Source organism: Candidatus Photodesmus blepharonis (assembly GCF_000731795.2).
GTDB classification, from domain to species: domain Bacteria; phylum Pseudomonadota; class Gammaproteobacteria; order Enterobacterales; family Vibrionaceae; genus Vibrio; species Vibrio blepharonis.
Genome location: NZ_JGVK01000018.1, coordinates 1 through 23,944 on the forward strand (window position 1 = coordinate 1; position 23,944 = coordinate 23,944).

The 23,944-nt window shown below is 36.3% G+C and carries 20 protein-coding genes, 3 tRNA genes and 2 pseudogenes; 17 read left to right on the forward strand and 8 right to left on the reverse strand.

The annotated features are described in order from the left end of the window. The 7 genes and pseudogenes from CF67_RS02530 to purF form a co-directional block, all read left to right on the forward strand. The coding region (locus CF67_RS02530; protein ID WP_278184770.1) for a FimV C-terminal domain-containing protein at nt 1-727 on the forward strand (727 nt) is incomplete at its 5' end. Nucleotides 728-762: 35 nt separating this feature from the next. Continuing rightward, complete coding sequence (gene truA, locus CF67_RS02535) at nt 763-1,557, forward strand: tRNA pseudouridine(38-40) synthase TruA (RefSeq protein WP_034414021.1); 795 nt, start codon at nt 763-765, stop codon at nt 1,555-1,557. Between the two features lie 75 nt (nt 1,558-1,632). Further along, nucleotides 1,633-2,490: pseudogene (accD, locus tag CF67_RS02540) on the forward strand (acetyl-CoA carboxylase, carboxyltransferase subunit beta); the annotation flags it as partial. A 90-nt stretch (nt 2,491-2,580) separates the two neighbouring features. Next, entirely contained in the window at nt 2,581-3,852 is a 1,272-nt protein-coding gene (gene folC / locus CF67_RS02545; RefSeq protein ID WP_034414024.1) for a bifunctional tetrahydrofolate synthase/dihydrofolate synthase, read from the forward strand. Continuing rightward, nucleotides 3,845-4,357: an SPOR domain-containing protein gene (locus CF67_RS02550; RefSeq protein WP_034414026.1), complete on the forward strand. Its 513-nt coding sequence runs from the start codon at nt 3,845-3,847 to the stop codon at nt 4,355-4,357. The genes folC and CF67_RS02550 overlap by 8 nt, the downstream gene beginning before the upstream one ends. Nucleotides 4,358-4,372: 15 nt before the next feature. Continuing rightward, the gene (locus tag CF67_RS02555; protein WP_034414028.1) at nt 4,373-4,864 is read left to right on the forward strand and encodes a CvpA family protein; all 492 of its coding nucleotides are present in this window, start codon (nt 4,373-4,375) and stop codon (nt 4,862-4,864) included. A gap of 44 nt (nt 4,865-4,908) precedes the next feature. Beyond that, nucleotides 4,909-6,399 (forward strand): amidophosphoribosyltransferase, encoded by a 1,491-nt coding sequence (purF, locus tag CF67_RS02560; RefSeq protein ID WP_034414031.1) that lies wholly within the window; start codon nt 4,909-4,911, stop codon nt 6,397-6,399. Between the two features lie 11 nt (nt 6,400-6,410). On the opposite strand, the gene znuB is transcribed toward purF, so the two are convergent. Next, nucleotides 6,411-7,193, reverse strand: a complete 783-nt coding sequence (gene znuB / locus CF67_RS02565) for a zinc ABC transporter permease subunit ZnuB (protein WP_034414033.1) — start codon at nt 7,191-7,193, stop codon at nt 6,411-6,413. A gap of 88 nt (nt 7,194-7,281) precedes the next feature. After that, nucleotides 7,282-7,980 (reverse strand): annotated as a pseudogene (gene znuC, locus CF67_RS02570) (zinc ABC transporter ATP-binding protein ZnuC); the annotation flags it as partial. A 74-nt stretch (nt 7,981-8,054) separates the two neighbouring features. On the opposite strand from znuC, the gene znuA reads away from it, so the two are divergent. The 5 genes from znuA to purB all read left to right on the forward strand — a co-directional run bounded on the left by znuA (nt 8,055) and on the right by purB (nt 13,704). Next, the gene (gene znuA, locus CF67_RS02575) at nt 8,055-8,939 is read left to right on the forward strand and encodes a zinc ABC transporter substrate-binding protein ZnuA (protein WP_034414040.1); all 885 of its coding nucleotides are present in this window, start codon (nt 8,055-8,057) and stop codon (nt 8,937-8,939) included. A gap of 100 nt (nt 8,940-9,039) precedes the next feature. Continuing rightward, nucleotides 9,040-10,371, forward strand: coding sequence for a sodium-dependent transporter (locus tag CF67_RS02580; protein ID WP_081847423.1), 1,332 nt, complete (start codon nt 9,040-9,042; stop codon nt 10,369-10,371). 164 nt (nt 10,372-10,535) lie between these two features. Then, a complete protein-coding gene (mnmA, locus tag CF67_RS02585) occupies nt 10,536-11,639 on the forward strand; it encodes a tRNA 2-thiouridine(34) synthase MnmA (RefSeq protein ID WP_034414042.1) in 1,104 nt (367 codons plus the stop codon). Between the two features lie 29 nt (nt 11,640-11,668). Then, nucleotides 11,669-12,289: a high frequency lysogenization protein HflD gene (gene hflD, locus CF67_RS02590; RefSeq protein ID WP_034414044.1), complete on the forward strand. Its 621-nt coding sequence runs from the start codon at nt 11,669-11,671 to the stop codon at nt 12,287-12,289. Nucleotides 12,290-12,333: 44 nt separating this feature from the next. Next, entirely contained in the window at nt 12,334-13,704 is a 1,371-nt protein-coding gene (purB, locus tag CF67_RS02595) for an adenylosuccinate lyase (RefSeq protein ID WP_034414046.1), read from the forward strand. Nucleotides 13,705-13,730: 26 nt separating this feature from the next. Here purB and htpX read toward each other — a convergent pair whose 3' ends face one another. The 3 genes from htpX to CF67_RS02610 all read right to left on the reverse strand — a co-directional run bounded on the left by htpX (nt 13,731) and on the right by CF67_RS02610 (nt 15,595). Next, entirely contained in the window at nt 13,731-14,600 is an 870-nt protein-coding gene (gene htpX, locus CF67_RS02600) for a protease HtpX (RefSeq protein WP_034414048.1), read from the reverse strand. 164 nt (nt 14,601-14,764) lie between these two features. Continuing rightward, nucleotides 14,765-15,289, reverse strand: coding sequence for an SPOR domain-containing protein (locus CF67_RS02605; RefSeq protein ID WP_420887589.1), 525 nt, complete (start codon nt 15,287-15,289; stop codon nt 14,765-14,767). Nucleotides 15,290-15,518: 229 nt separating this feature from the next. After that, a tRNA-Val gene (locus tag CF67_RS02610) sits at nt 15,519-15,595 on the reverse strand. A 472-nt stretch (nt 15,596-16,067) separates the two neighbouring features. Here CF67_RS02610 and csrA point away from each other — a divergent pair. The 4 genes from csrA to CF67_RS02630 all read left to right on the forward strand — a co-directional run bounded on the left by csrA (nt 16,068) and on the right by CF67_RS02630 (nt 17,183). Beyond that, a complete protein-coding gene (csrA, locus tag CF67_RS02615) occupies nt 16,068-16,247 on the forward strand; it encodes a carbon storage regulator CsrA (protein WP_034414051.1) in 180 nt (59 codons plus the stop codon). A 171-nt stretch (nt 16,248-16,418) separates the two neighbouring features. Then, nucleotides 16,419-16,511, forward strand: a tRNA-Ser gene (locus tag CF67_RS02620). Nucleotides 16,512-16,540: 29 nt separating this feature from the next. Further along, a tRNA-Arg gene (locus CF67_RS02625) sits at nt 16,541-16,617 on the forward strand. Nucleotides 16,618-16,973: 356 nt separating this feature from the next. Continuing rightward, nucleotides 16,974-17,183 (forward strand): cold-shock protein, encoded by a 210-nt coding sequence (locus tag CF67_RS02630; protein WP_034414054.1) that lies wholly within the window; start codon nt 16,974-16,976, stop codon nt 17,181-17,183. Between the two features lie 59 nt (nt 17,184-17,242). Here CF67_RS02630 and fieF read toward each other — a convergent pair whose 3' ends face one another. After that, nucleotides 17,243-18,154, reverse strand: a complete 912-nt coding sequence (gene fieF / locus CF67_RS02635) for a CDF family cation-efflux transporter FieF (protein WP_034414097.1) — start codon at nt 18,152-18,154, stop codon at nt 17,243-17,245. 124 nt (nt 18,155-18,278) lie between these two features. Between fieF and pyrC the strand changes: the two genes are divergently transcribed. Next, on the forward strand, nt 18,279-19,304 hold the full coding sequence (gene pyrC / locus CF67_RS02640) for a dihydroorotase (protein WP_034414056.1): 1,026 nt from the start codon (nt 18,279-18,281) through the stop codon (nt 19,302-19,304). A 387-nt stretch (nt 19,305-19,691) separates the two neighbouring features. Here the strand turns inward: pyrC and recG are convergent, their stop codons facing one another. Then, entirely contained in the window at nt 19,692-21,776 is a 2,085-nt protein-coding gene (gene recG / locus CF67_RS02645; RefSeq protein ID WP_034414059.1) for an ATP-dependent DNA helicase RecG, read from the reverse strand. Between the two features lie 24 nt (nt 21,777-21,800). Next, nucleotides 21,801-23,927 (reverse strand): bifunctional GTP diphosphokinase/guanosine-3',5'-bis pyrophosphate 3'-pyrophosphohydrolase, encoded by a 2,127-nt coding sequence (gene spoT, locus CF67_RS02650; RefSeq protein ID WP_034414100.1) that lies wholly within the window; start codon nt 23,925-23,927, stop codon nt 21,801-21,803. Nucleotides 23,928-23,944: the final 17 nt, after the last annotated feature.

The following is a 23,944-nucleotide window of genomic DNA, read 5'->3' on the forward strand; positions in this document are numbered from 1 at the left end:
AGAGCCAGAGATATCAGAGCCAGAGCCAGAGATATCAGAGCCAGAGCCAGAATCCGTTCTTGAGAGAAAATATGAAGAATTGCCGGAAGCGTTTGATGATCTAGACCTTCCAGAATATAGTGAAGAGGACGCTTTAGCTGATATAGTGGCTGAGATACAAGAGAGAGAATCTGGATTGTTGGATGGAAATCAATCTAAAGAAGATCAGCTAAATATGAAGACCTCAATTAACATTGATGTAAGTAGTGAAGATTGGAATGGATTTAGTTTATCATCCGAGCAGAGAGCTCAAATATCGCCAGATATTCCTAATGATGAAAAAATAGTTTGGGATGATGAAAACAAACCAGAACAAGCTGTTGTTTCTCAAGAAAATTGGGGGGAGCAAAATGAGCTTGTTCAATTTGATCCTGAATTATATCCATACCGTACTATAGATGAATTGATGGCTGAGGTTGATGGAAAAGAAAGTAATCGTGAAAAGGAGTTAGACTTATTAAATTTTGGTTTACAAGAACTTCCTGACTCTATTACTGATGTTGACTTTAAGGATAAATCTTCTGATGTTAATGTAGAGGATAAGTTGAATTTAGCTCAGATTTATATTGAAATGAACGATTTTCATGGAGCAATAAAATTATTGGAGGAAGCTATAGTTGATGGTTCAGATGAGATACGAAGGGAGGCAAAAAGCCTTATTGATTCTCTTAGAAAAAAGTCTAGGTAATTGGTAAATAATTATTCGAAATAAAATAGATGAGTATGAGAATTGCGCTAGGTATTGAATATGATGGTAGAAATTACTCTGGTTGGCAACGTCAACAAAATGCAAGGAGTGTTCAAGAGATACTTGAAGAATCTTTAAGCATCGTTGCTGATCATACTGTGGAGGTTCAGTGCGCTGGACGCACCGATACTGGAGTTCATGCTACGGGGCAAGTTGTTCACTTTGATACTGTTGCACATCGAAAAATATCAGCATGGATAATGGGTACGAATGTTCATATGTCTCGCGACGTAGCGGTACGTTGGGCTCGAGAGGTTCCTGATGACTTTCATGCGCGTTTTACCGCAATTTCTCGGCGTTATCGTTATATTATTTATAATAACGCTTTTCGTCCTGGCCTTTTATCACTAAGTGTCAGTCATTATCATGGTAATTTTGATACAAAAAAAATGCACCAAGCTGGACAATATTTGCTTGGAGAAAATGATTTTTCATCCTTCAGAGCAGTCCATTGTCAGTCACATAGTTCTTGGCGTAATGTAATGCATTTAAGTGTAACACGTCACGGTTGTTATATTGTAATTGATATTAGAGCTAATGCGTTTTTGTATCGTATGATAAGAAATATCATAGGTAGTTTAATTCTTGTTGGTCAAGGTGAAAAACATCCTCTTTGGATAAAGTGGTTACTAGGAAAGAAGGATCGTAGACTGGCTGGTAAAACAGCTAAAGCCGAAGGGCTTTATCTTGTCAACGTTGATTATCCATCAAAGTTTGCATTGCCTAAATTTCCTATAGGACCATTATTTTTTTCAGACGAATTAAGTTAATTGTTTGAAAATTGGTTCTGTTTTCACTTTTACCTCTTAAAATTAACTAAGAGGTTAAATTAAAAAAGGTTTTTCATGAATTGGCTTGAAAGAATTTTAGAAAAAAGTAGCATTGTTCGCTCTCGCAAAATATCTATTCCTGAAGGTATATGGACTAAATGCTCCTCTTGCGAGCAGATATTGTATAATGCAGAATTGAAACGTAATTTACACGTTTGTCCTAAATGTAATCACCATATGCGTATCAAGGCTCGTCATCGTTTAGAAAACTTTTTGGATAAAGGCAATCGTATAGAGCTGGCGAATGAAATGGAACCTAAAGATAAGTTGAAGTTTAAAGATTTGAAACGTTACAAAGATCGTATTGCATCTGCTCAGAAATTTAGCGGCGAAAAAGATGCCTTAGTTGTGATAAAAGGCGAACTGTTGGGTATGCCAGTGATCACTTGTGCTTTTGAATTTACTTTTATGGGAGGATCTATGGGGTCTATCGTAGGTGCGCGTTTTGTACATGCTGTTCGAACAGCAATGGAAGAAAGCTGCGCGTTGGTATGTTTTTCTGCTAGTGGTGGAGCTCGTATGCAAGAGGCTTTGATGTCTCTTATGCAAATGGCAAAAACAAGCGCAGCACTAGACCGTTTTTCTGCACAAGGTTTACCTTTTATTTCCGTGATGACTGATCCTACATTTGGTGGTGTGTCTGCAAGTTTAGCTATGTTAGGTGATATCAATATTGCTGAACCAAAGGCGCTGATTGGTTTTGCGGGTCGTCGTGTGATTGAACAAACTGTTCGCGAAGATTTGCCAGAAAATTTTCAACGCAGCGAGTTTCTCTTAGAACATGGTGCGATTGATATGATACTTGATCGTCGGGATATGCGTCAAAGAATTAGCGGTTTGATCGCGAAGATGCTTGATTATGAATCGCCATTGTAGCTGATACGGAAGACTTTTCCAGCAGATTCCGTGATCATTTCATTAAAAAAGTAAAGCTAATGAGTTTTTTACTGGTTAGATAGTTAAATGAGTCGAAATTTTACTCCAAGAGCCACGTCATCTTTGATGGTATGGCTTGATTATTTGACAAATATTCATAGTACTACTATTGATCTTGGACTGGAACGTGTTAGCAGTGTTGCTAAAGAATCAAATCTTATAAAACCAGCTCAGACAGTTATTACGGTTGGTGGAACGAATGGTAAGGGATTGACTTGTGCATTTATAGAAACTGTTTTGCTTGATGCTGGTTATTCAGTTGGTGTTTATAGTTCTCCGCATTTAATCCATTACAATGAACGTGTGCGTATTAATGGAAAGAATCTTACAGATACAAAATACGTACAAGCGTTCAATTTTATTGAAAAACAACGCAGTGGTGTTAGTTTGAGTTTTTTTGAATATAGTACACTTGCGGCGTTATATTCATTTAAAAATGAAAATGTTGATGTAATTTTGCTTGAAGTGGGTCTTGGAGGTCGTTTGGATGCTACAAATGTTGTAGAACATGATGTATCCATCATTGTCAGCTTAGGTATCGATCATGTTGATTGGTTAAGCAAGGATATTAACGTCATAGGTTTTGAAAAGGCAGGTATTTTTCGAGCAGGGAAACCTGCAATTTGTGGAGAACCTAGGGCACCTTGGACTGTTTCCTCTTATGCTAATAAGATCGGGGCTAATTATTACCAAATTGAGATTGAGTACGAGTATAAATTTACTAAAAATTTAACTTGGCAATGGAAAAGTGGTTCGGTTACCATGGACGACCTTCCTATCCCAAGATTACCACTTCAAAATGCAGCAACAGCAATAATGGCACTGAATTGCAGCGAAATTGATATAAGTAAAAATAATATTATCAATGCCTTGTATAGTGTAAGTTTACCTGGAAGAATTCAACTTCTCAGCTCAGATCCCACAATTTTATTAGATGTTGCACATAATCCTCATTCAGCACGGTATTTGGTTAAGCATATTAGGCAATATTATACAGGTTTAAAGTTTCATGTGGTTATTGGAATGTTGAATGACAAGGATATTAAAACTACAATAGATGTTTTAAGTCCTATCAGTAGTAAATGGTATCCTACGTCTTTATCTGTTCCACGAGGTGCACACGCAGATGAATTATGTGAGTATTTGGTTCATTTTGAAGGTAAATATTCAAGTTCTGTTGAAGCTTTGAAGGCTGCATTATTGGCAAAAGATAAGGACGCAGTACTAGTCGTTGGTTCATTTCACACGGTTGCTCAAGTTTTAAAATACTGGAAGAGAAAAGGAGAACGAGATGGCTAATAAGTTTCAAAACCGATTGGTTGGCACTATTGTTTTAGTTGCAATTGGTGTAATTGTTCTTCCAGATTTGTTGGATGGAAAAAAACTTCATTACGAAGATGAAATTATGAGTATTCCGATTAAACCTGAATTAGAAAGTAAAGTTGAGGTGTTTGAAGTATTAAATCCAGTTGAAAGCAAAGCAGTGTTTGCTGATATTCCAGAAGGAGTAACTAAAAAAATAATGTCGATTCCAAAGGAGGTTGATTTTGAGGAAAATAAGTACCAAGATAGTGCTTGGATAATTCAACTGATGGCGTTGAAGAACGCTCAGAATGCGAATAATATAGTTAAAAAATTACGACAATATGGATATCAGGCTCATGCTAAGAAGGACAATGCGTTTACTCGAGTTATAATTGGCCCAGATGTTTCTAAAATTAAGCTAGAATCACAGCTTCTTGAATTAGAGAAAATAACTGGTTCAAAAGGCCATTTACTCAGGTTTATGCCCCTAAATCCGTAATAAAGGTATTATAGTATGAATGGGTTGGATTTCATTATTTTAGGTTTGATTACTCTATCAGCTGCGATAGGTTTAGTTCGTGGTTTCGTCAAAGAGGCATTGTCACTGATTGTTTGGTTAAGCGCTTTTGTTGTTGCTAGTCGGTATTATGTCAAATTTTCAACATATTTTAGTAGTATTGAGTCTGGATTGTTTCGTAATGGTATAGCGATAGCGCTGCTTTTTATGATTACTTTGGTTATAGGAGCAATTGTCAATTGTATAATCGGTCATCTAGTTCAAAAGACGGGTTTATCAGGAACCAATCGGGTTATAGGTCTTATGTTTGGTTTTTTTAGAGGTGTGTTAATAGTTTCTGCAATTTTGTTTTTTATGGATGTTTTTGGTATTGGAACAGGTACGATATGGTGGAAAAGTTCAGAGTTAGTTCCTGAACTTAATCGAGTTATCATGCTGTTTTTTGACTATTTTCAAGTAACATCAAGTTTTTTATCTGGTACAATTTAGTTCCGATCGTTTATTTTCGTAAATCGAGGGTTAGAGGTTAAAGAATGTGTGGTATTGTTGGAATTGTAGGGACAGTGCCTGTAAATCAATTAATTTATGATGCATTGATGGTGTTACAGCATCGTGGTCAAGATGCTACTGGGATTTGTATCATAGAAAACGATCGTTTTCGTTTGCGTAAAGCAAATGGATTAGTGAAAGATGTATTTACAGAAAAATATATGCAATGTCTTCGAGGTAATGTTGGCATCGGTCATGTTCGATATCCAACAGCAGGTAGCTCCAGTGCGTTAGAAGCTCAACCTTTCTATGTAAATTCCCCATTTGGCATTACTCTTGCGCACAATGGGAATCTGACTAATGCGCATAAGGTACGTGAGAAATTGTTTGAAAAAGATCGCCGTCATGTTAATACCACTTCTGATTCGGAAGTATTACTTAATGTACTTGCACATGAACTTGATATCGTAAAAGGAAATGTAACATCGGAGGATATTTTTCGATCGATTGCTAATGTTCATCGTACTGTCCGAGGAGCATATGCTGTTGTTGCTATGGTTATTGGGCATGGACTTATTGCTTTTCGAGATCCTAATGGTATTCGTCCGTTATGTTTAGGTAGACGTGAGATAAAAGGTAGGAAAACTGAATACATGGTTGCTTCAGAGTCAGTGGCACTAGATGCTGTTGGTTTTAATTTTGTCAGAGATGTTGCACCTGGTGAAGCCATCTATGTGACATTTAAAGGTGAGTTTTTTTCTCGGCAATGTGCTGATAATCCGACTTTGAATCCTTGTATTTTTGAGTTTGTTTATTTTGCACGACCTGATTCGTTTATAGATAAGATCTCCGTGTACAGCGCTCGTGTTGAAATGGGCAGAAAGTTGGGTCAGCGCATTAAAGACGAGTATGCTTATTTGGATATTGATGTTGTTATACCTATCCCAGAAACTTCGTGCGATATTGCGCTACAGATAGCACAAGCTATTGATAAACCGTATCGTCAAGGCTTTGTGAAAAGTCGCTACGTAGGTCGTACATTTATTATGCCTGGTCAACAACAACGTAAGGAATCGGTACGTCGTAAATTAAATGGCATTCGTTCTGAATTTAAAGATAAGAACGTGTTGTTGGTTGATGATTCAATCGTTCGAGGAACTACATCAAAACAAATTGTTGAAATGGCGTATGATTCAGGAGCGAAAAAAGTGTTTATGGTTTCAGCTGCACCGGAAGTTCGTTTTCCTAATGTGTATGGTATTGATATGCCAAATCCTAATGAGTTGATCGCTCATGGGCGTGATAACGATTCCATTTGTAAGCAAATAGGAGCAGATGAACTTATTTTTCAAACTCTAGATGATTTAGTTGATGCAGTAAATATTGGAAATCGTGATATTGTTAAGTTTGAGACTTCGGTATTTAGCGGTGAATATATTACTGGCGATATTGATCAGCAATATTTGAGTTTCCTTGAATCTTTGCATAACAATAGCGATTCAAAAGTTGAGGTTGATGAATTTCAACAGCATTAGCTTAGCCTAACCTAAGTGGATTTGATGATTTGACTTAATACGAATAGTGTTGTTGCACTAATTACGATTGACGGACCTGCTGGTGTATCAAAATGCCAGGAGAGTGTGAGTCCAGACATTACAGACATTGCACTGATTAAAGAGGAGAAAATCGCCATTTTTTCAGGAGTTTTGGAAAACGGCCTTGCTGTTGCTGCAGGAATAATTAGCAATGAGGTCATTATTAAAGCTCCGAAAAACTTCATTCCTACTGCAATTACTAACCCTATCATAAGCATTAATAAAAGCCTCATTAAATCGATGTTGAGGCCTTCAACTTTAGCTAGGTCTTCGTTAACAGTTGTTGAGAGCAGTGGGCGCCAAAATAAAAAAAGAGTTAAAGTGATGGCTAAGATCCCAATATAAATGATTTTGAGATCTGATTGTGATACTGCTAATAAGTCACCAAATAAATAGTTCATCAAGTCTACTCTTATGTTATCTAGGAAACTAACTGCGATAAGACCCAATGAAAGAGAGCTATGAGCAAGGATACCAAGCAGCGTATCAGTGGATATAAGTTGCTTCTTTTGAAGTGTAACTAAAATAACAGCTAGAGATAAGCAACAAATTAACAAGGCAAAATAAATATTGATGTTGAATAAGAATCCTAAAGAAAGTCCCATGAGTGACATATGGGCAAGAGTGTCACCAAAATAGGCCATTTTACGCCAAATAACAAAAGATCCTAATGGACCTGATATGATGGCTATGCCTAAACCGGCCAAGATAGAAGGGAGCAAAAAATCGATCATCAGGTAATTTTTTAGTTGGGTTTGAGTGGCTTTTTGTATGTTGTTATCAATTTACCTATGTATATTGCATTATCGAATAATGCTATGGATCATGTTGGTGATGATACAAAGAGAGACCGCCTGATTGATACTGTCCAAATAATGCGATATAATTCGGGTGCTTCGTAATGTTTTCTGGAGTACCGGAACAACAAATATGATGATGCAGACAAATTACTTTATCGGTTTTAGCCATTACAAAATATAAATCATGCGAAGCCATGAATACAGCGCAGTTGAAGCGATGGCGAATACTATCAATCAGCCCGTATAGGTCTATTTGTCCTTGTACATCTACTCCCTGCGCCGGTTCATCAAGAACCAGTAGGTTAGGACGTTGCAGCAAGGCTCTAGCGATTAAAACTCGTCGGTTTTCTCCCCCAGATAGTTTATGTATACTATTTGCGGTGAGATGTTCTGCACCAACTAATTTTAATGCTTCAAGTATCTCTTGTTCGCTAAACTTTCCAGCTAACTTTAAAAAAGAGTTAACGTTTAGTGGTAATAAATCATTCAAATTTGTTTTTTGCGGAACGTAGCCAACACGCAATTTTCTTTTTTTTATTACTTCTCCATCATGCATAGGTTGCAGCCCTAACAAAACTTTTATTAGAGTGGATTTTCCAGCACCATTAGGTCCGATTAGGGTAGTAATTTTTCCTTTTTTTAGAGTTAGAGTTACACTATCGAGAACATTTTTTTTTCCAAAACACACTTGAATGTTTCGTAATTCTACCAAAGTAGTCATGAAGGAACTCATTTGCAATAGACTAGCCTTACAGTGTAACATTAGTTCACATTTAAATCTACGTCGTTATATTTATGAGATTTATATTTTTGTTAGCTATTGTAACTGCTTCAGCGATTTCGTTTGCTCTTCGCGCTCAAAACATACTAACAAGCATCAAACCTATCCAAATGATAACCCTAGAAATTACAAAAGGAATTAGCACACCGGATGTTTTGCTTTCGAACAATATATCGCCGCATGGTTACTCTCTGCGTCCATCCGATCTAAAAAGAATTGAACGTGCTAAGTTAATTATTTGGTATGGACATAATTTAGAGCCATTTTTAGAAAAAATTCTTTTAAAGCGCAGAAATATTTTGGAATTAAGCGAGCTTTTTGGCCTTAAAAGCCAAGAGAAACATCATGTAGATAAATTTAGTGACTATGAACATGATCACAAAAACCATGATCCTCATTTTTGGTTAGGGAAGAAACCTACCATTCGTGTAGCTCAAGCTATTGCTTACAAACTTGTTGAAATGGACCCTGAAAACAAGGTCAGGTACTTAAGAAATCTATCAAATTTTGTGGATACACTGGAGCATATTTCTGCAAAAATCGATAGTCAATTAAAGCCTGTAAGAGAAAAAGGATATTATGTTTTTCATGATGCGTATAAATATTTTGAGAAAGACTATGCTCTTAATCATTTAGGATACTTTACCATTATACCAGATAGAAAACCCGGAGCCAAAACGTTGATGTCTATTCGTACTGCTTTGCTCAGCAACAAAGCAAAATGTGTATTTTCTGAATTACAATTTCCCCCTTCTCTCGTTCATTCCTCGATAAAGGGAAGCGCTGTGAATGTTGGAGTTTTAGACCCTATAGGTTCTAGTATTAACGTGGAAAACGGTAGCTATTTTAGATTACTGCAATCCTTGTCTGACAGTTTTAGCGAATGTTTGATGAAGTAAATTTAACATTTAATATGGATCATGTAGTTGCTAGGTTTTAGATTAATTTTTGCATGGAAACTTCAATTTTATAGCGCAAGTGTGATGCGGTAAATACAATATGCCAAATGTTTCTTCTAGAGGTCATTTTTCTTCAAAATTTGGTTTTGTTATGGCGGCAGCAGGTTCAGCTGTGGGCTTAGGTAATATTTGGGGTTTTCCTACGCAAGCTGCAAGCAATGGTGGTGCAGTTTTTTTAATTGTCTATCTTATAATGGTATTTTTTCTCGCATTTCCGATGTTAGTAGCTGAACTGACAATTGGTCGTTATGGTCAATTGAATCCAATTCGTTCTTTAAAGGCAGTCTATCCTAAAGGTGGGGCTTGTGCGGTTGGAATCGCAAGCATGGTAGCTGTCTCATTAATTTTGAGCTTTTACTCGATTGTAGCTGGTTGGTTAGTTGGATATTTTGTTTCCAGCAGTATGGATTTACTGGGGATGAAGAATACAGCTGATTGCTTGACAGATTTTGGTATTGCGGGAAATTTAATACTAACGATTGCATTTATGTTCTTAACAATGTACATCGTGCGAAATGGTATTGCTGACGGAATTGAGAAGTGGTCAACCTATTTAATGCCTCTTTTGTTTTCTCTGTTCTTATCGATGATTATGTATATCTTCACTCAAGATGGAGCTATCGAAGGTTTAAAAATGTATTTGATTCCAAATATATCTAATTTTGGTATTAATATAGCGTTGAATGCAATGGGACAGGCATTTTTTTCGCTTTCTCTAGGAGTATGTACTATGATGGTCTATGGTTCTTACTTAAAGAAGGATGCTAATCTGCCAAAAATAGCGGCTCAAGTTGCATTGGTTGATACTGGTGTTGCATTTAGTGCTGGTTTTCTTATTCTTCCAGCGATGTTTGTTGCGAAGGAAAATGGCATAGAAATTTTCTCAGAATCAGGTTCATTATTAAATTCGGATACTTTGGTATTTACCACACTTCCAGCGATGTTTGAGACGATGGGTGTTGTTGGCATTTGTGTCAGCATTGTTTTTTTCTTATTAATGATTATTGCAGCGTTGACGTCTTCCATTTCGATGTTGGAAGTGTCTGTTGCGTGTGTAACTGAAGAATTTAACCATAGTCGTGCTGTTGCTGTCGCTTGGGTTGGCACATTGATCATTGCTATTTCAGCAATTATTATATTCAACTTTGATAGTTTATTCGGTTTTGTTGTTCAATTAACTACTTTATATGCACAACCAATTATTGGTTTATTTATCACCTTGATCGCAGGTTGGCTTTGGCATCGTAATATAGTGTTGAAAGAGCTTAAAAAGGGTTATCCTGAAATTGAAGAAGGATTTTTTTGGAAAGTATGGCCAATTTATATACGTATAATATGCCCCATCTTAATGTTATTTGTGTTTTTTGCGTAGGATTAAGATAACGGTTGGTTTTTGATGTTTTTTTACGAGGATAGGGTGTCTTTATTCTATAAGTTAAGTTCTTTAAAGTTGAATGGATTATCAATTTTTTTATATATAAATTATCGCCTATATGGTCTGTTTTTTAATTCACTTACCTTAAATGGTGTCAAGTAATGTCTCATAACAGCCAGAAGAAAGTTATTGTTGGTATGTCCGGTGGCGTCGATTCATCAGTTGCTGCTTATCTTCTATTAAAACAAGGTTATGAAGTAGAAGGTTTGTTTATGAAAAATTGGGAAGAGGACGATGATGAAGAGTATTGCGCGGCAGCAGAAGATCTCGCTGATGCTCAAGCAGTGTGTAATACACTTAATATACATCTTCACACTATAAATTTTGCTTCAGAATATTGGGATAATGTCTTTGAACACTTTCTATCAGAATATAAAGCGGGTAGAACCCCTAATCCAGATATTCTTTGTAACAAAGAAATCAAATTTAAAGTATTCCCAGAATTTGCTTATGATGTGCTTGGTGCTGATTACATCGCGATGGGGCATTATGTACGTCGGTTTTTGTCCAATAAAAGCCGAAAACCATTAATGCTGCGTGGGATAGATAGTAGCAAAGACCAAAGTTACTTTCTTTATACACTTGGATATGAGCAAATTAATCGCAGTTTGTTTATACTTGGTGAATTCAAAAAATCTGAAGTACGTCGTATTGCGGAAGAACGAGGATTAATTACCGCAAGAAAGAGGGATTCTACAGGTATTTGTTTTATTGGCAAACGAAAATTTACCAATTTTTTATCGCGTTACTTAACGTCTGAACCAGGAGATATAGAAACGCCGGATGGTCAAATAGTAGGTGAACACAAAGGACTAATGTATCATACCTTAGGTCAAAGAAAAGGACTACATATCGGAGGTCAAAAATGCGGAATGAACCAACCATGGTATGTCGCTGAAAAGGATTTGAAGAGAAATGTTCTGATTGTTGTGCAAGGTAGAGGGCATCCACTTTTAAAGTCTCGTGGATTTTTCGCATCTCAGTTACATTGGATTGATAGAGTGCCAGTTACGCGACCAATGCGATGTACTGTACAAACGCGTTATCGTCAAATAGATGTCCCATGTACTCTTGTGCCTATTAATAACGAAAATATTAACGTTTTTTTTGACAAGCCTCAGATAGCAGTTACTCCGGGACAATCTGCTGTATTTTATTTAAATGATATTTGTCTTGGCGGTGGTATCATTGAGCGGCGTATTTAATTGGTTTTAGTATTGTGGAGAGAGACTACGTGGGTAATAACGCACTTTATGATCGCACTATTGCGTTTGCAGGTATTTGTCAAGCTGTTGCCTTAGTTCAGCAGATTGCAAAAAATGGTGAATGCAATACAGATGCGTTTAAAATAGCTTTAAATGCGATTATGAGCACTAGCCCTAACAGCACGCTTAGTGTTTATGGTTCTGAAACCGATTTAAAAATTGGTCTTGAATGTCTTGTAAGAGGAATAGATAGAAGCCCTAGGGGTAGTGAAGTCGCGCGTTATATTATCAGCTTGATAGCGATAGAGCGTAAATTAAGAAACTCCAGTAATGCTATGCGCCAGCTTAGTGAACGCATCTCGATACTGGAGCGTCAATTGGATCACTTTGAGTTACTTCATGAGCAAATGATCGGTAATTTAGCTAGTGTTTATCTTGATGTTATCAGTCCAATAAGTCCTCGTATTCAGGTTATGGGCACTCCATCTGTATTACAACATAAACTTAATCAACATAAAGTACGTGCTTTGCTCCTATCAGGAAGTCGTAGCACAGTTCTATGGCGTCAGGTTGGTGGTAAACGTCGTCACTTAATCTTTGGTCGTAGAAAAATGATTCAACAGGCTAAGATTTTATTAGATAGAATGTAAATGTTATTTTTTTATAAAAAAACAATTAGTTGTGAGGAATAAGCATGAAACTATCGACATTGACAGCTATTTCACCTTTAGATGGTCGTTATGCTAATAAAACTGTTGCTCTGCGTTATATTTTTAGTGAATTTGCACTTCTAAAGTATCGTATTATTGTTGAAGTTCATTGGTTGAAGAAGCTGTCAAAAACGGATGGTATTAAGGAAATATCCAGATTTAGCGATGAAGCAAATCAGTATCTTGATAGTATCATAGCTAGTTTTTGTGAAGAAGATGCAGTACGTATTAAAGAAATTGAATGTAGAACAAATCACGATGTTAAGGCAGTAGAGTACTTTTTAAAGGAGAAGGTAGCAAAACTCCCTGAACTACATGCCGTCAATGAGTTTATCCATTTTGCTTGTACTTCAGAGGACATCAATAATATTTCTCATGCACTTATGTTGAAGGAGGCTTGCAATACCATTATTTTTCCTGAAATTAAAAATATCATTGATGCGATTAAAGCTCTTGTTTTTGAATATCGTGATGTTCCTTTGTTATCGCGTACGCATGGTCAACCTGCTTCTCCTTCAACCATGGGTAAAGAAATGGCTAATGTATTGTATCGTATGGAACGTCAGCATAAACAAATTAGAAACGTTGAAATTTTAGCGAAGATTAACGGAGCCGTAGGCAATTATAACTCTCATCTTTCTGCTTACCCTACATTAGACTGGCATGCGTTTAGCGAAGAATTTATTACGGAGTTAGGTGTAACTTGGAATCCCTACACTACTCAAATCGAACCGCATGATTATATTGCTGAGTTATTTAATGCAATGTCAAGATTTAATACGATTCTTATCGACTTTAATCGTGATATGTGGGGTTATATTGCTCTTGGCTATTTCAAGCAAAAAAAATCTGAAGAAATTGGTTCTTCAACGATGCCGCATAAAATTAATCCCATTGATTTTGAAAACTCAGAGGGTAATCTTGGTTTGGCGAATGCTGTATTTGCTCACTTAGCACAGAAATTACCTATTTCTCGTTGGCAGAGGGATTTAACAGATTCAACTGTGTTACGTAATCTAGGTGTTGGGATCGGGTATACGATGATTGCTTATCGTTCAACATTAAAAGGCATTAGTAAACTAGAAATCAATCGTCAGGTTCTTATTGATGAACTTGATAAAAGTTGGGAAATATTGGCAGAACCAATACAAACTGTGATGCGTCGTTATGGTATAGAAAAGCCTTATGAAAAACTTAAGGATTTAACCTGCGGTAAGTTTGTTGATGCTAAATCGATGCATAATTTTGTTGATTCTCTCGAAATTCCAGAGGAGGAAAAAAAACTTTTAAAAGAAATGACACCAGCTAACTATATTGGCCAAGCTATCGGATTAGTTGATAAATTATTGCTATAACAAGCAAAGGATTTTTCACATAGTAGTTAAATTAAATTTTTGCGAAGTGCATGTATGCGTTTATGTATAGGGGGATGGCTCATTAAGAGCTGGGTTAAAGAATGTTTTCCATGAATGCCAAACGCTATCATAGAATCTTCAAGTTGGGGTTCATGGCTAGTTTTCAATCGTTCCAGTGCGGCGATCATCTTATCTTTGCCAACTAAGCGAGCTGCGTTGGCGTCGGCATGATACTCGCGATAGCGGCTATACCACATGGTAATGAGACTCGCTAACAAGCCAAATACTAACTCAAGTGCCATAGAGGCGATAAAATAAACCATCATGTTTGGTTCATTGTTGTTTTCTTTGTTGTTTGATGCAATTGCGTTAGCAATAAAACGAGATAAAAAAATGACAAATGTATTAATTACTCCCTGCATTAATGTCATAGTTACCATGTCGCCGTTAGCAATATGACTGACTTCATGTGCTAATACAGCCTCAGCTTCATCTTTTGTCATATTTTTCAAAAGAGCTGTTGAGATAGCAATTAAAGAACTATCACGTTGGGCACCAGTAGCAAATGCATTCATATCTTCAGAGTTATAAATTGCAACTGTTGGCATTCCAATACCAGTTTTTTGAGCTTGCTTGTTTATTGTTTCTAAAAGCCAATACTCTGTTTTATTTTTAGGTGTTTTGACAATTGTTCCAGAAACAGAACGAAGTGCTATATTTTTAGACATTACCAATGAAATAAAGGCGCCACCAAAACCAAATACTATTGCCATAATGAGGAGTCCAGATAGACTGCCAGATTGTATTCCTGTCAACGTATATACAATATTCAAAATGACACTAAGAGTTAGCACAACGGCCAAGTTGGTTACTAAAAGTAGTACTACTCGTTTCATTAATTGATCTCCAACAAGGTTACTTTTTTAAAAAAAGGTCTCAAGAGTATGGATATAAAATATTTATTTCAAATAATCCGAAAAAATTGACCAAGAGAGGCTGAGTTAGTGTAATCGTATTAAAAATTAATGATGCAGCATATAAAAATTATTAAACCATTCATCTATTTTTCTTTCCATATAGCACAGGGTTCAATTTTGGTGCGTTGCAATTTATGTTTGTCTCTTTCAGCATCTCGCTTGAATTCGTATGGTCCTAGTACGACACGATACCAACTGCTGTCTCTCTCTTTTCGGATTTTGCTTTGAATACCTTGAAAGGCAATATCAAGTTTACGTGCTTTTGCTTCTCGTATAGTTTTATATGCTCCACACTGCATTATATAAGGAATTTTTGAAATAATCTGTTCTTTTGCTTTTACTTTAATTTCACGCTTTGGAAGTGACTCAACATATTCCCACTTTTCTTTTGGTAGTGGTGGTATTACTTCTGTTGTTGGTTTTGTTTGATCTTTAACTACCGGTGTTGGTAATTCTTGGTCATTCTCTAGCAAATAAAGCCCATAGCCAAATATTCCTGACAATGTAATAAGAAGGAGATAATTAAGCCAGGGTTTATAATAGTTTTGTTTGTTCCTGATTAATTTTGGAGTAACCCGAGTTGGGTTTGTATAAATTTTTCTTTTCACAACCGTGTATAAAACGATTTTATATATTAATTTAATTTCAGATAACAGGGCTGAAACACGAAAAATGTGGCAAAAACGCATTGCTTATTTGGATTCAAAGAAAACAGATATCACAAAAAATCACCAGCCAGCGAACTCTGAATTTAAAATTCATCATTGATAATTCTGAAGAACACTGTTCTTCAACATCTTTTTTCTTATAAGTTACAAGAGAAAGTTGCAATCAACATGGTGCGTCCGAGTGAATTTGAATCACCGACCCCCGCCATGTCAAGGCGGTACTCTGACCAGCTGAGCTACGGACGCGTCTATTCCTTAGTCCTTATAAAAAGAATAATGAATATTTATATTGGGTGCAAGTATAATTTAATTACTTTATGGCGAAATTTGAATTGGGTACTTTGAAAGATCGTAGAAACGTCTTTTAACTCATTAAAAATTTAGAATATTATTTTATGAATATCGATTTTTCGAATTATTATGTTTGTATTTATGTTTTGACTTGTAAAGAGTGCTGAAAATCTATTATTAAGCGTATGGTTTGTTTTTTTAGATCATACTGATATTTCTAACGGTTGAATATTTTTATTATTGATTTCATCATTAAATTATGTCGACAAAGTGTCAAATATGCTGCATGATTAGCGATTTACTGGAAATGAAGTACTTAGTTGGTAGAGAATGCGCGTTTCTAGATCATTTAAGATTAGATAAGACGATTTACGAAAATATAAATCAACAGTAGCTTCGTAAGAAAAGCTACTTTAAGGAGCAAAGAATGCTAATTTTGAGTCGCCGTATTGGCGAAACTTTGGTTGTTGGTGATGAAGTAACGGTTACCGTTCTTGAAGTGAAAGGTAATCAGGTACGTATTGGTGTGGATGCTCCAAGAGAAATCTCTGTGCATCGCAAAGAGATTTATATGCGAATTCAATCTGAAAAAAGCAATAGCCTTTAATAATAAGACGTAGTGTCAAATACAAAGTGATTTTGTACTAAATTAATGATTATGAAATATAGCCACAAGAACTGTGTTAGATTTTATTTATAATTAGGTGTGTAATCAATCTTTTTCTAAGAAAATATTTGACATATCTTTGATAAATCGTAATATGTGCTGCCGCAGGGTGGTGAGATGGCCGAGAGGTTGAAGGCGCTCCCCTGCTAAGGGAGTGTACAGTTTGTAGCTGTATCGAGGGTTCGAATCCCTCTCTCACCGCCATTTGATTAAATTATAAACAATAGAAACTTGCGTCCTTAGCTCAGTTGGATAGAGTACCTGGCTACGAACCAGGCGGTCGGAGGTTCGAATCCTTCAGGACGCGCCATTTTATTTAGTAGCACTCTGCTCGTTATGTTGAGTATTAGGATTTTCTCTTAGTTAGTATTGTATTGGCTCTATCTCATTAACATTAAACTCGATTAACGGACAATAAAAATCAAATATTGTGCTTAAAATTGATAAAAATATGGTTTTTTTTGTAATTTAACATCAGTAGTTATTGACTTTCTATCGAGTTATACACTAAACTTGCTAGAAGCTAGAAATGCAGTTCTTTGTCTACTATACATTTCGTTGAATTACTCTGGATTTCCTCGTTGTGTCCGTACGCAATAGCAATCTACTTTTCCACGCTATCCGCGCCGAATTTGGCTCAACAACTTTATATTTAGGATATTTGTTATGTCTAACATAGTTACTGGTACAGTAAAATGGTTCAACGAAACTAAAGGTTTCGGTTTTATTCAACAAGAAAATGGTCCAGATGTGTTTGCTCATTTTTCTGCAATCTCTGGTGATGGTTTTCGTACTTTAGTTGAAGGCCAAAGAGTTGAATTTGTAGTTACTACAGGGCAAAAAGGACCTCAGGCTGAGAATATTAAGGTGATTTAACAAGTTTATAGAAACAGCCAGATAGACTGGCTGTTTCTATAAAGTACAAGGGAGAATAGTCATTTCGTGACGATTGCTCTCTTTCGTGTTTTTTCTTGCATTATAGAAGAAACTGGATCTTGGTGAATTAGTATGTCCGCTTCCGGAAATATTTTGAGTAGTTTGTTTTCCACTTTATCTGAGATTTTGTGGGCATCAAGCAGTGTGATTTTGTCTTGTAGTTCTAAATGAAATTGGATAAAGCGAATCGGTCCCGACATTCTTGTTCTTATCTGATGCACGCCTAGCACTCCGGCTGTTGAGAGGCAATTTTGGCGAATCTCTTCAAGTTCTTCATCCGGTAGCTTGCGGTCTAGTAGGTTTTGACTTGCCTCTATTGTTATCCTGAATGCACTGCGTAAAATAAATATACCAATAACAACTGCAAATATAGAATCAGCCCTATCAATACCTAAGTAACTTAAGCTTAGTCCTAGAACAATAGCGGTATTCATATATAAATCGGATTGGTAATGTAAAGAATCGGCCATGATTGCCTGACTACCTGTTTGTTTGATAACGTATTTCTGGAAAGTGACTAAAGCATAGGTAATAATAATTGAAAGTAAGCTTACATAAATACCGTATTCTGGATAGTTTAGTTTATGTGGATGGAAATAGCGTTCCACACCGTTCAAAATTAGAAAACATGAAGAACCTGATATAAACATAGCCTGAGCTAAAGCTGAAAGAGATTCAGCTTTACCATGACCAAAGGTGTGCTCTTTATCAGCAGGTTGCAGTGAATAACGAACTGCAATAAGGTTTATAATAGAAGCAGTGATATCTAGTAGAGAGTCAATAGTGGAAGCAAGTAGGCTCACTGACCCCGTAAACCAGCAGGTGATCACCTTTGCTATAAGCAGCAAGGCACTAGCTGTGGCTGCTATCCATGTAGCCATTGTTACTAAACGTGCATATTCTTGCTTCATAGGCATAAATGTTTTAAAGTATACAATCTAAAATTAATCTTAGAAATAGTGTAGTTTTCTTTACTCTTCATATCGTGCAGGACCTTTACTAGTTGTGTCTTAAATTGAAAAAAATGAGTTTTTAGTGACAACGCTTACAATTACCCGTCCTGATGATTGGCATGTGCATCTGCGTGACGGTGAAATTTTGGCCGATACTGTTCGCGATATTAGTCGCTACAATGGTCGGGCGCTTGTCATGCCTAATCTCAGTCCACCTATTACAACCACTCAAATGGCACTTGCTTACCGTACTCGTATTATGGAACAAAAGCCATGTTTAGGGTTTGAGCCCTTGATGGCATTATATCTTACAGATAAGAGTAGCGATAAAGAAATCCGATTAGCGAAAAAAGCTGGCATTGTTGCTGCTAAGCTTTATCCAGTTGGTTCAACTACTAACTCTGAGTCAGGAGTTACTTCTATTAAAAATATATATAGCGTATTAAGAGTTATGCAAGAGGTAGGCATGTTACTGCTGATTCACGGAGAAGTCACAACGTGCAGTATCGATATTTTCGATCGCGAAAAAGAGTTTTTACATGATACTTTAGGTAAAATTATAAATAATTTTCCGGATTTAAGAATCGTTTTAGAGCATATAACTACTGCTGATGCGGTTTCTTTTATAAGAAATGCTGGTGATAATATTGCGTCAACAATCACAGTTCATCACCTATTATACAACCGTAATCATATGCTCGTTGGTGGTATTAAGCCGCATTTCTATTGTGCACCTGTGCTTAAACGTGATATACATCAAAAAGCGCTCATTGAAGCAGCGACTAGTGGTGATAAAAAATTTTTTTTAGGTAGTGATTCTGCTCCTCATGCTAAAAGTAAAAAAGAGGCAAGTTCTGGATGTGCTGGATTATATACTGCACATGCAGCATTAGAGCTTTATGCTGAAGTATTCGAGAAAGAGGATAAGCTAGGAAATTTTGAGGCTTTTGCAAGCTACAATGGAGCCGATTTTTATGGTGTTCCTCGTAACCAAGATAGTGTTACATTAATCAAGGAAGAATGGCTTGTCGAAGACACTATGTCTTTTGGCCGAGACATTCTTGTGCCTATCCGAAGTCGAGAAACTGTCAATTGGAGAGTGAAATGAACGCTTAAGAATGGAACTCGTTTTTATGCAGTGGGCATCTTACAATTATTTTCAAACAGCGCAATGTTTGCTACCTATATTTAAACACTGGTCTGTTGCGTTGAAATATGTGCGTTCTTAAGAGTTTTGAATTATCATTGATAGCGGTTAGTGGATTAATTCAATCGTCATTATTGAAGCTATATAAGCTAAAAAACTGCTGATGAGTATGAATATTACCCATTTTTGCAATTTTTTTTCTATTTTGTAGCAGATTAATACAAATGCTAAAAGTATAAAAAATACAATTGCGATTGATCGGATCATAATTCTACCTTGATATTATCAATATCTGCATTATTGTTTTAAGACTGGTTCTTTTTTATATAGTTATGGTTAGATAAAAATCTAAACTTTGGAGTAAATGTTCCGGTTACCTATCCAACGATCAATTATTGCTGTAATGTTTTGAGGACGATTCTTGTACATGTAACGCGCGATTCTTTGTACTTCTGGAATTAAGTCTTGATCTCGAATTAAATTTACGATTTTAAAGTCTACTAAGCCAGTTTGTTTAGTACCTAAAAATTCACCTGGACCTCGAATTTCTAAGTCTTTTTGAGCAATGATAAAACCATCATTATTTTGGCGTATTATGCTTAAGCGTTTTTGAGCAATTTTATAAAGAGGAGAATGATATAGTAAAATGCAGTAACTTTTTACTGAACCTCTTCCAATGCGACCCCGTAATTGATGAAGTTGCGTCAATCCAAGTCTCTCTGAATTTTCGATGATCATTAAGCTGGCGTTTGGTATGTCTACACCAACTTCAATAACAGTTGTTGCTACCAAGAGATTGAGTTCATTTTCTTGAAATTTGCGCATTATTCTTTGTTTCTCAGAAGCTTGCATACGCCCATAAATAAGACCAATTTTTAGATTTGGCAGTTTTCTTTTTAATTTTTCCGATATATTTGTCACTGATTGTATTTCTGATATTTCAGATTTATTTTCGATTAAAGGGCATACCCAATAGGCTTGTTTTCCTTCATTTAAGCAAGCATTATGTACGCGTTCTATGATATCATCACGTTTTTTATCGGAAATAACGACAGTTTGGATTTCTGTTCTTCCAGGCGGTAGTTCATTAATAGTAGAAGTTTCAAGATCAGCATAAGTAGTCATAGCTAGTGTTCTTGGGATAGGTGTTGCTGTCATAGTTAGCTGATGGGGATAAATTTGTTGTTTTAAGCCTTTGTTACAAAAATTTAAACGTTGGTGGACTCCAAATCGGTGTTGTTCGTCAATAACAACGAGTGCTAGGTTGTGAAATTTTACATGTTTTTGAAAAAGTGCGTGAGTGCCGATAATCATATGTATTTCTCCTGTGGCAATACGCGCTAATTGCTTTTTTTTTTCTTTGTCTTTTAATCTTCCAACTAATAAACTGACTTGAAGACCAATTTTTTTAAACCATCCAGAAAAATTAAGCATATGCTGTTCTGCTAGTAATTCGGTTGGAGCCATTAGTGCAACTTGATAGTTATGCTCAATAGCTCGTATCGCACTTAATGCAGCAACTAGAGTTTTTCCTGATCCAACATCTCCTTGTACTAATCGCATCATAGGCTTTGTTTTAACAAGATCAGTTTCTATTTCTTTTACGACTCTTTTTTGGGCGTTAGTTAGTTCAAAAGGAAGCAGCTTCAATAATTTTTGTTTTAAAGTACTTGTTTTTGGTAATGGATTCGCTAACTCTTTTTGCTTTTTTTTGCGTATTAATAAAGTAGATAAATTTTGTGCTAATAATTCTTCAATTATTAAACGAATTTGTGCTGGGTGTTTATGCTTATTAAATAAATCAAGATTTAGGTTAGATGGAGGTCTATGAATAATATGTAATGCTTGGTTTATTGTCATTTGTTGAGCGTACATGCCAGATGGTAGCAGTTCTTGTATTTCTGATTTTTTGAGAAGTAGCAAGGCTTGGCTGGTTGAATTACGTAATGTAATTTGTTTTAGACCACTTGTAGTTGGATAAATAGGAGTGAGGTTTTTTTTGATATCGTTGAGTCTTTGTTTTGACGTAAGAAATTCGTAGTCCGGATGGAGGATTTCCAATCCTACACAGCTGCGTTGTATCTTTCCATAAGCGCGAACTAATTTTCCTTTTGAAAAATTCTTTTTGAGTGTAGTGGTAAAATTTAGAAAACGTAGCATAATCGCACTATTTCCATCACTAATCTGTACTATTAGCATTTTTCGTTTTCGAGAAGTAGTGTTGATATCTATAACTCTTCCTTGCAAAGTAGCGTAAAGACCAACGTATAATTCATTTATTGGATAAATATGCGTATGATCTTCATAACGAAAAGGAAGATGAAATAGTAAATCTTGAACACTGTTAATTCTGATTTTAGCAAACTTTTGTGCTGTTTTTTTTCCTATTCCGGAAAGGGTAGTTAAAGGAATTTCGGATAGTTGTAGTAGCATGTGTAGTTTGTTTTTTTAAGAGGTTTAGTTTTTTTTACGTTTTACTTTCAGAGTGTTTGGCATCACACGAATTTTCTTCATTATATTAGCAAAGTGGACTCTGTTTTTAGTTGTTAGTAAGACTGTTACGGTATATAAACGACGATCGCGTTCTTCAGTTGATAAACCATGAATATTTGATCCAGTTTTAGAGATAACGTTGATTAATTCCGCTAGGACGCCTCGTTGGTCTTGCGTATCAACTTTAAGTTCAGCGATAAATTCTCTATCATAGTCATCCGACCATTCTACTGCCATATATTTATCAGGTTCTTTTTGGTAACCATGCACGTTTGGACAAGTTTCACGATGCACTACTAGGCCACGACCTGGGGAAACATGAGCAATGATATGATCATCTGGAATTGGATGACAACAATTCGCGAACGTTAGTAGAATACCTTCTGCCCCTCGAATAGGGAGTTTTTTCTTTAATTTTTTATCTCTGTTTTTACTTTCAGAAGAGGACTCATCTACGTTGCCAAGAAGACGGCGAGCAATTACGATACTCATTAATTTCCCCAGACCAATTTCTGCCAATAAATCTTCAGCGTTATTTATTTTTAGGTTAGTTAAGACATGTTGAATATTATTTTCCTTAATATCTGATAGTGAAAGTTCTCCTAGAGCATGATTAAGCAAGCGACGGCCTAAAGCGATCGATTCTTCACGCCGCATTGTTTTTAGGATTTGGCGAATTCTAGTGCGGGCTCGAGATGTTACAACGTAGTTTAACCATGCTGCATTTGGACGAGCTCCAGGTGCACTGATAATTTCAATGGTTTGACCATTTTTCAAAGATTTGCTTAGTGGATAAGGATTACGGTCAACGCGAGCTCCAACACACATATTTCCAATATCAGTATGTACAGCATAAGCAAAATCTACAGCAGTCGCTCCTGCAGGTAATTCAACAATGAGACCTTTTGGAGTAAAAACATAGATTTCATCAGGAAATAGATCGGATTTAAAGTTTTCAATAAACTCAAATGAGTTTCCTGCACTTTGTTGTAGTTCAAGTAAACTCTGCATCCAACGTTGAGCCTTCACTTGAGCTGTTGTACTCGTACGATCGTTGCTGTTATTTTTATACGACCAATGTGCTGCGACGCCTTTATCAGCCATTTGTTCCATATCTTCCGTGCGAATTTGTACTTCGACAGGTACTCCATGAGGACCGACCATAGAAGTATGTAAAGATTGGTATCCATTAGCTTTGGGTACAGCAATGTAATCCTTCATACGACTTGGACGTGGTTTATACAGACTATGTATTTGACCTAGCACTCGGTAGCAAGTATCGGAGTCTTCTACTACTACACGGAACGCATAGATGTCCATAATAGTGTGGAAACGCTGTTCTTTTGCTTTCATTTTATTATAGATAGAGAAGAGATTTTTTTCACGACCTAATACACGTGCTTTTAAACCAACATTTTTCAAACGATCTTTGATTTCAAAGTGAATCCGTTGAATCATTTCTTTACGATTTCCACGTGCTGAATAGAGTACTTTCTTTAATATGCGATAGCGATCTGGATAAAGTGTTTTAAAGCCTAATTCTTCAAGCTCAGTTTTTATATTGTGAATGCCAAGACGGTGGGCTAAGGGGGAGTATATTTCGAGTGTTTCACGTGCAATGCGACGCTTTTTATCGGGATGAAGTGCATCTAATGTACGCATATTATGCGTGCGATCGGCGAGCTTAATAAGAATAACACGCATATCCTGAACCATAGCCAGGATCATTTTTCTGAAATTTTCAGCTTGAGCTTCTCTTCGATTTCGGAATTTAAGCTTATCAAGCTTAGATACGCCATCTACTAATTCAGCGACAGTGTTGCCGAACTGATCTTTTAAATCTTCTTTAGTAACATTACAATCTTCGATGACGTCATGAAGAAGAGCAGCCTGCAATGTTTCAACATCAAGTCGCATTTCTGCTAGTATGCGAGATACGGCGACAGGATGTACGATATAGGGCTCACCACTTGAGCGAATTTGTCCTTTGTGAAACTCTTTCGCCATCAAATAAGACTGAAACAAAACCTCAACTTGAGGTTCCTTTAGATACTTCTTGGCAACGTCTTTAAGGTTGTAGAATAGGCGCAAATTATAAGCCAACAGAT